This window comes from Aquamicrobium terrae (assembly GCF_040545735.1).
GTDB lineage: Bacteria > Pseudomonadota > Alphaproteobacteria > Rhizobiales > Rhizobiaceae > Mesorhizobium > Mesorhizobium terrae_A.
The window spans coordinates 145,642-159,451 of record NZ_JBEPML010000004.1 but is presented as its reverse complement, the minus strand read 5'-3'; the positions used below and the strand labels follow the sequence as shown (position 1 = coordinate 159,451).

Below are 13,810 nucleotides of genomic sequence, written 5' to 3'. Positions count from 1 at the left end.
TCAACCTCCCAGGACCCAGGTGGACCACTTCTGGCTGACGGCCTGGCGGTTGTCCGCCCACCATTCGGCATCGAGGACGAAGCCCTTGTCGGCAAGCTCGGGCGAGCCCGGCGTGCGCGACAGCATCTCCTTCGGCAACTGGTCGTAGGCCTTTTGATGGACAGGACCCGCATTCCAGCGCTTGCAGAACTCCGCCTGCACCTCGGGACTGACGCAGAAGTCCACGAACTTGACGGCTGCTTCGCGATTGCGGGCATCCTTGAAGATCGAATAGGCCTGCACCATCATCATATGCTGGTTCCACTGGATGGCCAGCGGCGCGCCGTCCTGAATAATATTGGCGATGCGCGTGTGCCAGACCGAGCCGAGATCGACCTCGCCGTCGGCCAGCATCTGGCTGGACAGGGCGCCCGTATCCCAGAACTTCCTGATTGCCGGGCGCACGCGCGAGAGGGAGGCGAAGGCCCGGTCGATGTCGAGCGGATAGAGCTTGTCCATCGGCACGCCATCCGCGATCAGTGCGAATTCGAGGTTCGCCGTTCCGCTGGCGATGTCGGCCAGCATCCTGTCGCCGGGGAACTTCTCGATGTCCCAGAAGTCGTTCCACGACTGGGGCTCCTTGCCGGTCGGAAACGCCTTGGTGCTGTAGCCGAGCACGGATGCATAGATGAAGTTGCCGACGAGATAGTCGCGCTTGAATTCCGGCTTCAGGTCGTCGGGGTTCGTGAACTGGAAATCGCCATAGGGAATGTCCAGCAGCGCGCCGAGCTTGTGCAACTGAACCAGCGGGTCGTCGCCGGTGTCGATGACGTCGAGTTCGACATTGCCCGACCGGAACATGGCCAGCAGCTTCGCGGTGGTCGCCGCCACGGGCACCACCTTGATGCCGGTCATCTTCTCGAAGGGACCGTAGATCACCTCACGGCGGATGTCGTCATAGGCGCCGCCCGGTGTGCGCACGATGACCTGCTGGGCGGCAAGGGCGCGCGGTATGAACAGATAGGGCGCGGCCAGCGTCGCGCCGGCGGCGGTCAGGAAATGCCTGCGGTCCAGGCCTGTGGTTCTGCGTTTCGAAGACATCGATGTTCCTCCCATTGATGACTGTCGTCTGATTTGCGGACCTGAGAGCTAGAATCTCCCAAGCCGGTAGGGGTCGGCGTCGATCGCCGTCTTGTTGCCGAGCACCTTCTGGGCGACGACGAGGCCGGTCGTCGAGGCCGCCGTCATGCCGAAATGGCCGTGCCCGCAGGCAATGCAGATGCCGGGCTGGCCGGGCACCGTGTCGATGATCGGCAGGCTGTCGGGCGTCGAGGGACGGAACCCCATCCACATCGTATAGCGTTCGCCCTTCAGCGACGGAAACAGCCGCCTGGCATGTTCCAGAAGAATATCGGCGCGCTTCAGGTTCGGCGGCTTGTCCAGACCGGCAAGCTCGACGGTGCCGGCGATCCTTATGCCGTTTTCCAGCGGCGTCGCGCCGAAGCCGCGGCTCTTGTCGAGCACCGGCACGCGCAGGTCGACGGACGGGCCGTGCACCATCACGTGGTAGCCGCGTTCGGTGTCGAGCGCCAGCTTCACGCCAAGCGGCGCCAGCAGCGCGCGCGACCATGCGCCGGCCGAGACCACCACCTTGCTGAAGACATCGTCGTCCAGGTTGGTGACCAGCCTGACGCGGCCGCCGCCCTCTGGCGCGATCCGCATCACCCGCTCCTGGCGGAAGCGGCCGCCCTCCTCCAGAAAGCATTGCAGCAGCGTATCCACCAGCCGGCGCGGGCTCACCGTATAGCCGTTGCGCGGGAAGAACAGCCCGCCCTTGGCCTCGGGCGAGATGTCGGGAACGAGCTGGCGCAGCTCATGCTGCTGCAGCTCCTCCACCTTCACCTTGTTCTGTTCCCAGATCTTGCGGACGGTGCGGCCGGCCTCGGTGTCGGGGCCGCCGTTCCAGAGCTGCACCTGGCCGGACAGGCGGAAAAGATCGTTGAAGCGTTCGCTGCCAAGCAGATCGAGATAATGGTCGAAGGAATCGCGATGCATGGCGTTGAGCGCCTGTGCGGCCAGCAGCGCCCGGCCGGGTGTGCCGGCCCGCAGGAAGCGATACAGCCATGGGAACATGCGCGGCAGATAGGACGGATCGATTGTCAGCGGGCCGAGCGGATCGGCGAGCCAGCGCGGCACGTTGACGACCATGCCGGGCATCGGCCCCGGCACGCAGCTGTCGATGCTGATGAGGCCCGCATTGCCGAAGGACGCGCCGGCGGCGGCCCCGCCCGCGTCGTAGACGGTGACATCGAGCCCCGCGCGCCGAAGATGAAGCGCGCTGCACAGGCCGATGATGCCGGCGCCGATAACCGCTACGCCGGCTCCTTCCGCGTCGGGGACCAGGGAGCGCGCCATGGCCTCAGGCCGCCGGACCGACATGCCCATGCACGACCATCTCGACGCGCATGCCCGACACCAGAAGCTCCTTCACCACCACGGTGGCGCGGTTCGGATAAGGGTCCTTGAAGAACTCCTTGTAGACCTCGTTCATGCCCTCGGCATCGGTGCCCTCGACCAGATAGACGAGCACCTGGACCACGTCGGCCAGCGAGCCGCCGGCGGCCTTCATCACCTTGACGAGGTTGGACAGGCACTGGCGCGTCTGCTCGCGGATATCGCCCTGCGCGAGAACCTCTCCCGATGCGGGATCGCGCGGGATCTGGACGGTGTAGACTTTGCCGCCCGCCCTGACCGCGTTGGAAACCGGTCCCTTGTTCCTGGGCAGACCCCAATCGACCACCTCAAACATGCGCCAACCTCGGAATTCATTGCTGTCCGAGGAAACTAGCGGCCGCGCTCATCGTTGAAAAATGAGAATAAGTGCAGCGCTATAAGCTGAGTTCATGGGTGGGGACCGGCACCTTTCGCCAGCGGCTTGCGGATGATCGCGAGCCAGGAAAAGCCGCGATGCAGGCTTAGCGCCTCGCTCGATCCGCCAAGGGTGGCGGCGATGCCGGCGGCGGCTTCGAACAGGTCGGGGCGCGGCGTGACATGATACCAGCGCAGCCAGCCCTGCATGGCCTTTCTCGTCCATGCCGGCAGGGCGGCCATGTTGCCGAAATCGGCGATGTGAAGCTCGCCGCCGGGCGACAGAAGCTGCGCGGCCCCTTCCATCGCCCGCCGCCATTGCGGGATCATCGACACCGCGTAGGAAATGAAGATGCGGTCGTAGCCATGGCCGTTCCAGCCGCCGAAGCTGCGGTGCGGATCGAAGGCGATAGCGTCGGCAAGGGCGAGACGGACTTTGTCCTGCAAGCCGGCGCGCGCCACGGCGCCGCCGGCCGCGGCCAGCATCTCGCCGGAAATGTCGATGCCGTGGAACCGTACCTGCGGCCAGGCCCGCGCGGCCTTCACCAGATTGCGGCCGGTGCCGCAGCCGATCTCCAGAACCGTGCCGCCGGGCGGCGGGGCAAGCCCGGCCAGCATGGGATCGCGCCCCAGCAGATAATATTTGCGGGTCGCGTCATAGAAGCCGAACCGCCGTTGCAGGCGGTAGACGCGGTCCATCAACGCGCCGTGGTCGAGGCTTGCCGTCATCGCTCAATCCTTCAGAACCAGCAGATGGAAGCCGCCATAGATGGAGGAGCGGTCGCGCGCATGCAGCGCCAGCGACTGCTCGCGCCGGTAGTGCCAGCGCGCCAGCAGCGACGGTGCGAGCCGGCCTTCCAGAAGGTTGGCTTCGGCGGCGGTGCGAAAGATGACGCGCGCGCCGGGTGCTGCGGTGCGGGTGATCTCGCGCCACAGGGCGTCGAGCTGTGCATCGCTCATCCAGTCCTGCGCGTCGAGCAGTACGACGCGGTCGACCGATGCAGAAGGTTTCGCCGCCAGCAATTCGGTGATCGAGACGTTCTCGACGCTGAAGCGGGCGGCGCGGACGCGCAGGGCCTCGAAGTTATCGCGCCGCAAATAGGGCGGCAGCGGCGCCTGCTCGCCCCTGCCATAGCCACGCCCGAAGGCCTGCCAGGCGAAATAGTTCTCCGACAGCGGGAAGTCGCAGGCCAGCCGTTCCAGCCGCTGGCGCAGCACCCCGGCCATGCCGGCGCCACCGGCAAGCACCTCATATTGCTGCGGGGGAATGCCAAGTCCGAACAGCGACGACTTTCGGCTGGTCATCCAGCGCACGAGGCGCTTGTCGAACAGCGGCGCGATCCTGGTGTCGAAGACAAGGCGCTGCTCGTCACGGCTGCGCGCCTCGAGCAGGATGCGCGGATCGACGCCGTAGAGCCGCGCCACGCGATGCCCCCAGCCGATGAAGTGACCGAGCAACCCGTGGCGGTAGAGATGGCGACGAAACATGGAGATGCGCCGGCGCCCGGTGAGCGTGCGGCCCTCCCAATAGGCGCGGCTGGCCTCGTCCAGCGCCGGGCGGATGAAACGCCGGTAGTCCGCGACGTTCTGCGGATCGTCGGCCATCGCATAGAAGCGGTGAAAGCTCTCGTAGGAAGGCAGCGTCTGCAACGCGGCCAGCTTCAGCCGGTTGAAGGCGACATGGGCCGGGTTGAGGTCCACGGCCTCGACGCGGCCGGGATCGGCCAGCAGATAGGACAGCGCGTTGCAGCCGCCCGAGGCGATGGCGACGACGGTGTGCCCCGGCCCGATCGCCAGCGCTTCCATGTCGATCTCCGGGTCTTCCCAGATCTGGGCATAGACCAGCTTCTGGAACAGCCCGGCAAAGATATATTCGGCAAGCCCTTCGCGGGTCAGCGGCGCGTTGCGGCGCACCGCCTCGCGCAACCGTCTTCTCGGATTTTTTGGGGCCGGGTTTTCGTTGCGTGCCAGTACGGTGCTCATGCCGCGCTCCATCTGGGGCCATGGTCGGGGATCGCCGTGGTGATATGGGTGAGGAACTGGCCGGCGCATTCATCCCAGTCATAGGCGCCGGCCCGCGCCCGCGCCGCCTGGCGCGGAACGGCGAGCGCGGCAAGCGCTGCCTGGCGCAGGTCCTCATCCAGCACGCCGCCGCCCCCGGCCAAGATGTCGAGCGGACCGGTGACCGGATAGGCCGCGACCGGCGTGCCGGAAGCCAGCGCCTCGACGATGACGTTGCCGAAGGTGTCGGTGCGGCTGGGGAAGACGAAGACATTGGCCGAGGCGTAGATGGCGGCAAGCTCCTCGCCGCGCTTCACGCCCATGAACACGGCATCAGGATAGCGCGCCTTGAGTTCCGGCAGGGCCGGCCCGTCGCCCACCACGAGCTTGGTGCCGGGCAGGTCGAGGTCGAGGAAGGCCGGCAGGTTCTTCTCCACCGCCACCCGACCGACGCACAGGAAGACCGGGCCGTTCAGGCCGAGGTCGATCCGGCGATCCGGGTGGAAGCGGTCGAGATCCACTCCGCGCGACCACAGCCGGATATTGGCAAAGCCGCGCTGCGCCAGTTCCGCGCCCAGCGACGGTGTTGCCACCATCATGGCGTTGCCGGCATTGTGGAAACGGCGCAGCCAGCGATAGGTCCACTCTTCCGGCACCGGCAGGCGGGCGCTCAGGAACTCGGGGAAGCGCGTGTGATAGCTGGTGGTGAAGGGCAGCCCCCGGGCGAGGCACACCCGCCGGGCCAGAATGCCGAGCGGACCTTCGGTGGCGATGTGGATGCGGTCGGCCCGTGCCGCCTCGATGCGCTGCGCGACCTTCGCGGGCGTGGCCAGCGCCATGCGGATCTCGGCGTAGCCGGGCATCGGCACCGTGCGGAAGCCCTCGGGTGTGAGGAACACGGTCTCCACCCCCATGCCGTCGAGCGACTGCGCCAGCCGCTCCAGCGTCATCACCACGCCGTTGACCTGTGGCCGCCAGGCATCGGTGACGATGAGGATGCGCATGTCGGTGCTCACACGGGTCTCTGATCAGGCGGCGTGGCGCGAGGGCAGGCGCACCGCCGGCACCCGGCCGGCATTGAGCACGGCACTGAAATGCGCCCAGTGGATCAGCTCCATGCGGCCGTCCTCGTGCTCGACGACGGCCGTGCAGCTTTCCACCCAGTCGCCGGTGTTGATGTAGGTGAAGCCGTCGAAGTCGCGGATCGCGGCGCTGTGGATATGGCCGCAGATCACGCCATCGACATTGTGGCGCTCGGCCTCTGTGGCCAGCGTCTCCTCGAAATTGCCGATATAGTTGACGGCGTTCTTGACCTTGGCCTTGGCCCATGCCGACAGCGACCAGTAGGTGAAGCCGAGCTTGCGGCGGATAATGTTGATGCGGGTGGAAAGCGCCAGCGCGATCACATAGGCCCAGTCGCCGAGGAAGGCGAGCCATCTGGCATGACGCACCACCATGTCGAAGGCGTCGCCATGGATGACCAGATAGCGCCGGCCGTCGGCAGCGTCGTGGACGATGCTGTCGCGTACCTCGATACCGCCGAAATGGATGCCGCAGAACTCGCGCAGGAACTCGTCATGGTTGCCCGGCACATAGACGATGCGCGCGCCCTTGCGCCCCTGGCGCAGCAGCTTCTGCACAACGTCGTTGTGGGTCTGGGGCCAATACCATGAAGACCGCAACCGCCAGCCGTCGACGATATCGCCGACCAGATAAATGGTGTCGGCTTCATGCTGCTTCAGGAATTCCAGAAGCGCTTCGGCCTGCGCGCCCTTGGTGCCGAGGTGCAGGTCCGAGATGAACAGGGTGCGGAAGCGTCGTGGCTGCTGCATGGCTGAAGAATCGCCCTGATGCTGCTTTGTCATGCCCGCTTTCAACACGATGCGATGACAGCGGAATGACACTCCGCGGCGGCCCCGTCATTCATAGAACAGGCAGATGCGGCGGCCGTTGATTTCGTGCACCTCGATGTCGGTGTCGTAGATGTCGCGCAGCACCTGCGGGCGCAGCACATGGTCCACGGTGCCGGCGACGAGCAGCTTGCCGGCCCGCAGCGCCACCAGCGCATCCGAGTAGCAGGCGGCGAAGTTGATGTCGTGCAGGACAAGCACGACCGTCTTGCCGAGATCGGCAGCGGCCGAGCGTAATATCTTCATCATCGCCCGGGCGTTTTTCATGTCGAGGTTGTTCAGGGGCTCGTCGAGAAGCACATAGTCCGTGTCCTGGCACAGCACCGTCGCCACGAAGGCGCGCTGGCGCTGGCCGCCGGAAAGCTCGTCCAGATAGCGATCCGCCAGGGTCGCGAGGTCGAGATAGTCGATGGCGCGGTCGATATGCGCCTTGTCCTCGAGCGTGGGACGGCCCTTCGAATAAGGGTAGCGACCGAAGGTCACCAGGTCCCGGACGGTCAGCCGCGAGGTCAAATGGTTGTCCTGGCGCAGGATCGACAGCCGCCGGGCCAGTTGCTCCGACGGCGTCGTCGTCACATCGAGCCCGTCGACGGTGACCGTGCCCTTGTCCATGGCCAGAAGCCGGCTGACCAGCGACAGGAAGGTGGATTTTCCGGCGCCGTTGGGGCCGATGATCGAGGTGATGCCGCGGGCCGGAATGGTCACCGATACATCGTTGACGACAAACGTTTCGCCATAGGACTTGCTGACATTCGACGCGACGATCACCGGGCACCTCGGCGGATGACGAACAGGATGAAGGCGATGCCGCCGACGAATTCGATGATGACGCTGAGTGCCGTGTCGAACGCGAAGACCCGCTCCAGGATTGCCTGGCCGCCGACGAGGCAAATGACAGCCAGAAGCACGGCGGCTGGCAGCAGGTGGCGATGCCTTGAAGAGCCCACCAGCACATGCGCGAGGTTGGCCACCAGGAGGCCGAAGAACGTCACCGGGCCGACGAGCGCCGTCGACACCGACACCAGAACCGCCACCATGGCCAGCACTGCCGAGACGGTACGCCTGTAGTCCAGTCCGAGATTCACCGCCATCGGCCGTCCCAGCGCAAGCACGTCGAGGCGGTTGGTCATGCGGGTGAGCACGACCAGGCTGGCCACCATGATGAGGGCGGACACCGACAGCAGCGTCCTGTCGACGGTGTTGAAGCTGGCAAACAGCGCATCTTGCAGCGCCTGGAACTCATTGGGGTCCAGAACCCGCTGCATGAAACCTGCCAGGCTGCGGAAGAACACGCCGAAGATGATACCCGCAAGGGCCAGCAGATGCAGGCTGCGTTCCTCGCCGGCGAACAGCCAGCGGAACAGCAGGCCGGAAAACACCACCATGGCGGCGATCTGGCCCATGAACAGCAGGTTCGCATCGAGCGTCGTGGCGGCTGCCGCGCCGATGAAGAAGACCAGCCCCGTCTGGATGAGCACATACAACGCGTCGAAGCCCATGATCGACGGCGTCAGGATGCGGTTCCCGGTCACGGTCTGGAACAGCACCGTGGAAGTGGCGATGGCGTAGGCCACGAGGATCAGGCCGGCGAGCTTCAGGCCGCGGAATTTCAGCACGAAGGCCCAGCTTCCTTTCGCCCCCACCACCATGAAGCAACCGACCGCGACAAGCGCCAGCACGCCAAGCGCGATCAGCACCACGCGCGGCCGCACCTGCGGGTGGAGGATGGCCGCCATGTGCAAGCCTCCCCGTGCTTCGGCCGCCCCGGCGGTCATGCCTTCACGCGACATGGCGGCCCCGGCGCAGGATCAGGTGGAGGAAAACAGCGCTGCCGACCACACCGACCACCGTTCCGATCGGGATTTCGTAGGGCGCACGGATGGTTCGTCCGACGATGTCGCAGGCCAGCACGCTCAAGGCGCCGAGCACGGCGACCCAGGGAACGGAACGCCGCATGTTGTCGCCGACGGTGAGGCTGACGATATTCGGCACCACCAGCCCCAGGATGGGGATCATTCCCACCGTCACGACAACGACGGATGTAACCAGCGACACAATGGTCAGGCCCAGCGCCAGGATGGCGCGGTAGTTCAGCCCGAGATTGGTTGCGAAGTCCCGCCCCATGCCGGCGACGGTGAAGCGGTCGGCGGTGACATAAGCGGCGATCGCGAGCAGGAAGGCGACCCACAGCAATTCATATCGCCCGCGCAGCACGCCCGAGAAATCGCCGGTCGTCCAGGACAGCAAGGTCTGGAGCAGGTCGAACCGGTAGGCGAGGAACGTCGTCAGGGCGGCGATCACGCCGCTCAGCATGATACCGATCAACGGAACCATCAGCACGTCACGCAGCGGCACGAAACGTAGCAGCCGCAGGAACAGCATGGTGCCAATGGCAGCGAAGGCGGCACCGACCAGCATCTTGCCGAACACCGGCATGGAGGGGGCCAGAAGCGTGACGAGCAGCAGCCCCAGACTGGCCGATTCCACGGTTCCCGCCGTCGTCGGCTCGACGAAACGGTTGCGTAGCATCATCTGCATGATCAGGCCGGCAACGGCCATTGCCGAACCGGAAAGGATCAGCGCTGCCGTGCGTGGAACGCGGCTGACGAGCAGGACCTGCAAGGCGTGCCCGTCATCGCCGCCGGAGCGCAGGGTGCTCCACGACACGTCGCTGACGCCGATGAAGAGGCTTGCCAGGGCGAGCAGGGCGACGGCCAGGATGGCGAGGGCCAGGATCTTCATTCCATCTGCCGCGCTTTCATGGGCCGCCGGCCGAACCTCGCCGGTGCCCGATCCCGTCTGGCCACGACACACCGTCACTGCTTCGAGACGGCATCCTGCACTTCGTCGATCAGCTTGCTGACCGACGTGTAGCCGGCCGAAGCGATGTAGGCCGCCTGTGGATCGAGATAGACGATATGGCCGTTCTTCGCCGCCCTGGTGCGCGCGATGAGATCGTTGTCCAGGGTCGCCCTTGCATTGTGTCCGGCATTGCCGACACCCGCATCGCGGTCAATCACGAACAGCCAGTCGGGGTCCTTTTCGAGGATGTATTCGAAAGACACGACATCGCCGCCGTCGAAGCGGTCGTCGATGCTCTCCTCGACGGTCGCGAAGCCGACTTCCTTGTGCAGCCAGCCGACACGGCTGCCCGGCCCATAGGCGCCGACCTTGCCTGCATTGGTGACGAGGATCAGTGCGGTGCCCGCCTTCCGGGCGGGCGACTTCAGGGCATCGAGCTTCGCATCGAGGGTGGCGATCATCTCGGCGGCCCTGTCCTTCTTGCCGAAAATCTCGCCCAACAAGGTGATGTTCTGCTTGATGCCGTCGGTGTAGGGCTCTGTATTGGCTGTAAGATCTACCGTTGGCGCGATTTCCGACAGGTCCCCGAACTTCGCGCGCGAGCGCCCGCCGACCACCACCAGATCGGGTTCGGCCGCATTGATGGCCTCGTAGTCCGGCTCGAACAGGGTGCCGGCCTTCAGGTAGGAATCGGAATTATATTTCGACAGATAGCCCGGCAGGTGGGAGCCAGGAACGCCGACGGGCTCGGCCCCTAGTGCGTCCATGATATCCAGGGCGTTGACGTCGAGGACCAAAACCTTCCGTGGCGGCGCATCGAGGACCGTCTCGCCCTGCGCATGCTTGATGACCATGGGATCCGCCAAGGCCGCGGTACAGCCCAGCGCCAATCCCATGGTTAACGTCAAAAGGGCATTTCGCATGATTGTCCTGCCTTCGGTAAAATCATGACCTACTTACTCATGTTCTTCTTCAAGGCAAGCCCGGGCCTTCCCGGCAAGGTTCAGAACTTGATCGACGACTGGAACGTGAAGGTGCGCCCCGGCGCATAGACCGGCTCGATGCCGCCGCGAGCGTCGCTCGTGGCATAGCTCGTGCGTTCGAAATAGGTTTCGTTGAACAGGTTCTCGACGCCGATGCGTAGCGACACGTTCTCGTAGGAAACCGGAGACCATTCGGCATAGGCGTTGATCACCGTGTAGGCCGGCTGCTCGTGGAAATCGCCGATGGCCGCGACCTTGCCTGCCCATGCCAGACTGGCGCCGAGCTTCAGATTGTAATCCGGAATCTCGTGATCGACGTAGAGCGTGGCCATGTCGCCGATCGGCATGAAGGTTCCGCTGTTGGGGAGCAGCGTCTGGCCTCCGCCCGTCACCTTGGCCTTGGTGAAGGTGGCGCCGATGGTGGTCTCGTTCCAGCGGTAACCGGCGTTGAGCGTGACGCCACGAGAACGATACTCGTCCGGGTCATTGTACAATTTGTTGTTTGCGCCTGTCCCGTAGAGCGGCAACCCCCGGATACGCGTATCGAACAGGGTGACGCCGGCATTCCAGTCCCCGCCGCCGAAATTGGCGCCGACCTTGTAGTTCTGTGCTCTCGCGGCCTCGAAGTCCGGATCGGTGAAAAAGGCGTCGTTGCGGGCATGGAGATAGGCGTAGTCGCGCAGCTGATAGCCCAGCCAGGTGCGCGAGGCGCCGGCGAACACTTCGACATGATCGTTGAACCGGTAGGATACCGTGCCGTTCACGCTCGCGCCGCTATCCGAAAAGGTGTTGTCGTCCCAGTCCGAGAAGCGGTGCCCGTCATAGCGCGCGCCGGTCGAAATGCCGAAGCCGTTGTCGAACTCGAATCGTCCCTGCGTGAAGACGCCCACCTGCGTGGTATGGAAATCGCGATAGCGACGGTCATTATGGCCGTAATTGTCGGTGTGGTAATCGTGCCGGCCGAAGTCGACACCGGCGGTGATCTTGCCGTAGTCGACGGTGAGGGTGTTCTGCACCTTGCCCCCATAGAGATCCTCGTTGAGGATCATGTTGCCGTTCGTCCTGGCCTGATAGTCGGTCCGCCAGTAGTCGTTCTGGCTGTAGTAGACGTGCACCTCGGGGTCCCACATGTCCGTCGCTGCCGTCGAGGTGTATTTGATGTTGACGGCGTCGCGAGCGACCTCGAGGGGATGCAGTTCGTCGCCCGCCAGTCCCATGTTCATCTTGATCAGGCGGTCAGCCTTGTCGCGACTGCGCTCATAGCCGAGTTCGACACGGTGGCCGTCGAATTCATAGCCTAGCTTGCCGAGAATGTTGCGGGCGGCAGGCTCGGTGCCGAGGATCTCGACGCCATTACCGTTCTTGTAGTTGTCGCCGGTCGCACCGTGGGTCATCAGGAACCAGTCGAACCCTTCGTGGCGGCCATAGCCGGCGGCGCTGCCCGAGAAGCCACGCCCGTTGGTGCCGTAGGACAGGCCGATGCGGGCGCCGAGGTTCTTGCCGTCCTCCAGCAGGTCGAGCGCGCCCACCGTTTCGTAGCGTATCGCGCCGGCCGCGGCGGCGAAGCCCGAATCGGCGGCGGCCGCGCCCGCTTCCACCTCGACGCGCTTCAGGAAGGCCGGATCGATGACGTTCGAGCCGGTGTGATGCCAGCTCGTCGCGGTCTGCGGCACGCCATCCACGGTGACGGCCAGGTTCGACTGTTCCATGCCCAGAACATGGATGCGTTTCGAAGGCCCGCCACCGCCCGAAACGGAAATCGAGGATTCGCGCGAGAACAGACCCGACACGTCGGCCGGCTGCAGCTTCTCCAGGTCTTCGTGCGTGACGACGGTGCCGCCGGTGGCCTCGACATTGTCCTTGCCTTTGCTGACGACCGTGATGAGGTCGAGAACCGTCTCATTCGCCGTGTCCGCCTCCTGCGCCTGCAACGCGACGGCCGTGGCCAGCAGGGAGACACCGGCAAGCGACAATATCCGATTGAATTTCATGAGACTGTTCCAGAAGGTTCTGAGTTGCGAGGCCGCCGGCTTCGCATTTGGCTACGGGATCGGGTTGGGGAGGAAGGCGTTCAGAGGCGGCGGTAGGTCATGGCGTCACATCGGACATCGGGCAGGCGGCATGAGCGCCTTCTTGCTGCCAGCAGCCTGGAGTTCATGTATTTGGCCCCTACTAGGCGCCCTGCCCCGGCGCGCGGCCACGACTGACGGCCGGCAGTGACAAGACTTGCCACCCGCCCAGGCAGAGCTTAAACTTGATAAAGTCAGTCAGATATAGGCTTGGCTCGATAGGTCTGTCGAGGCGAAAGAGTTTGGCAGGAATGGCAAAGTTTTACGCGCGGACGGCATCGCGCCGCGGCCGGCGCTAGGATCGTCTCATGCAATACACGCCACATGAGCTGTTCGTGGGCGCTCTCGAAAACGTCACGAACTGTACCGACGACATCGGCGAGCAGGAAATCTGGCCGAAATTCATGCTGATGGTGTTCCTGCAGGGCGCGCAGGGTTTCGTCATCGACGGCCGGCCGTTCCGGCTGGATGCGGGCCGCGAGGACGCCTGTTCGCCGGTCGTGTTCATGCTGAATGTCGCCCGCCACAGCAAGCTGCGCTTCTTCGACGAAAGCGACGTTCCGCTTCGCAAGGTGATGATTTCGGCCCCCCTGCCCTGGCTGACCCGCCTGTTCGAGACGCAGGACGGCATCAGCGCGTCGGCCCTGCGGCGTTTTTTCGGCGAGCACCTCGCCCATTTTTCGTTCGAGCCGGGCCAGAACATTATCCAGCTTGCGCACAAGATCATGAACCCGCCCTCTATCCTCGAGGGCGAGTTGAGCTCCCTCTACCTGAAAGCGCAGGGGCTCGACATCATGTGGCAATCGTGCCTGACGATGGTGGCCGAGCAGGAGGAGCACCAGCACTCACCGTCGCTGATGAGCCTGCGCTGTTGCGAGCGCGTCAGGGATTTCATCATGGCCAACCTCACCAGCGAGCTGACCATCGACCTGATCGCGAAGGAAGCAGGATCGAGCACGTCGACCGTCCAGCGACGGTTCAAGGAGCATTTCGGGATCACCATCTTCGACTTCATCAGGCAAAAGCGGCTGGAGGCCGCCCGCACCGCCCTGGCCAATGACGGCGTGCCCGTATCCCACGCCGCCCATCTCGCCGGCTACAACAACGTGTCGAGCTTCACCACCGCTTTCCGCAAGGCCTATGGCGTCACGCCGAAGCGGGTGCGTGTCTAGCGAACCCGTCGCCGCGAAGGACGGCC

General features: G+C 64.7%; 13 protein-coding genes. 1 reads left to right on the top strand and 12 read right to left on the bottom strand.

The window, feature by feature from the left end; genetic code table 11:
* From ABID37_RS07870 to ABID37_RS07815, 12 genes are all read right to left on the bottom strand, one after another.
* A complete protein-coding gene (locus ABID37_RS07870; protein ID WP_354193703.1) occupies positions 1–1,080 on the bottom strand; it encodes an extracellular solute-binding protein in 1,080 nt (359 codons plus the stop codon).
* Positions 1,081–1,128: 48 nt separating this feature from the next.
* Positions 1,129–2,394 carry an NAD(P)/FAD-dependent oxidoreductase gene (locus tag ABID37_RS07865; RefSeq protein ID WP_354193702.1) on the bottom strand — a complete coding sequence of 422 codons (1,266 nt, stop codon included), beginning with the start codon at positions 2,392–2,394 and terminating at the stop codon, positions 1,129–1,131.
* Between the two features lie 4 nt (positions 2,395–2,398).
* Positions 2,399–2,788, bottom strand: coding sequence for a RidA family protein (locus tag ABID37_RS07860; protein WP_354193701.1), 390 nt, complete (start codon positions 2,786–2,788; stop codon positions 2,399–2,401).
* A gap of 92 nt (positions 2,789–2,880) precedes the next feature.
* Positions 2,881–3,576 carry a class I SAM-dependent methyltransferase gene (locus tag ABID37_RS07855; RefSeq protein ID WP_354193700.1) on the bottom strand — a complete coding sequence of 232 codons (696 nt, stop codon included), beginning with the start codon at positions 3,574–3,576 and terminating at the stop codon, positions 2,881–2,883.
* 3 nt (positions 3,577–3,579) lie between these two features.
* Positions 3,580–4,830 carry a BtaA family protein gene (locus tag ABID37_RS07850; RefSeq protein ID WP_354193699.1) on the bottom strand — a complete coding sequence of 417 codons (1,251 nt, stop codon included), beginning with the start codon at positions 4,828–4,830 and terminating at the stop codon, positions 3,580–3,582.
* Positions 4,827–5,852, bottom strand: a complete 1,026-nt coding sequence (locus tag ABID37_RS07845; RefSeq protein ID WP_354193875.1) for a glycosyltransferase family 4 protein — start codon at positions 5,850–5,852, stop codon at positions 4,827–4,829. The genes ABID37_RS07850 and ABID37_RS07845 overlap by 4 nt, the downstream gene beginning before the upstream one ends.
* Positions 5,853–5,876: 24 nt before the next feature.
* Positions 5,877–6,713: a UDP-2,3-diacylglucosamine diphosphatase gene (locus ABID37_RS07840; protein WP_354193698.1), complete on the bottom strand. Its 837-nt coding sequence runs from the start codon at positions 6,711–6,713 to the stop codon at positions 5,877–5,879.
* A gap of 54 nt (positions 6,714–6,767) precedes the next feature.
* Positions 6,768–7,526, bottom strand: a complete 759-nt coding sequence (locus tag ABID37_RS07835; RefSeq protein ID WP_354193697.1) for an iron ABC transporter ATP-binding protein — start codon at positions 7,524–7,526, stop codon at positions 6,768–6,770.
* On the bottom strand, positions 7,523–8,494 hold the full coding sequence (locus tag ABID37_RS07830; protein ID WP_354193696.1) for an iron chelate uptake ABC transporter family permease subunit: 972 nt from the start codon (positions 8,492–8,494) through the stop codon (positions 7,523–7,525). The genes ABID37_RS07835 and ABID37_RS07830 overlap by 4 nt, the downstream gene beginning before the upstream one ends.
* 43 nt (positions 8,495–8,537) lie before the next feature.
* The gene (locus tag ABID37_RS07825) at positions 8,538–9,500 is read right to left on the bottom strand and encodes an ABC transporter permease (protein WP_354193695.1); all 963 of its coding nucleotides are present in this window, start codon (positions 9,498–9,500) and stop codon (positions 8,538–8,540) included.
* Positions 9,501–9,574: 74 nt separating this feature from the next.
* Positions 9,575–10,414, bottom strand: coding sequence for a siderophore ABC transporter substrate-binding protein (locus tag ABID37_RS07820; RefSeq protein ID WP_354193694.1), 840 nt, complete (start codon positions 10,412–10,414; stop codon positions 9,575–9,577).
* 149 nt (positions 10,415–10,563) lie between these two features.
* The gene (locus ABID37_RS07815) at positions 10,564–12,534 is read right to left on the bottom strand and encodes a TonB-dependent receptor domain-containing protein (protein ID WP_354193693.1); all 1,971 of its coding nucleotides are present in this window, start codon (positions 12,532–12,534) and stop codon (positions 10,564–10,566) included.
* 482 nt (positions 12,535–13,016) lie between these two features.
* On the opposite strand from ABID37_RS07815, the gene ABID37_RS07810 reads away from it, so the two are divergent.
* Positions 13,017–13,784 carry an AraC family transcriptional regulator gene (locus ABID37_RS07810; protein ID WP_354193874.1) on the top strand — a complete coding sequence of 256 codons (768 nt, stop codon included), beginning with the start codon at positions 13,017–13,019 and terminating at the stop codon, positions 13,782–13,784.
* The last annotated feature ends 26 nt before the right edge of the window (positions 13,785–13,810 follow it).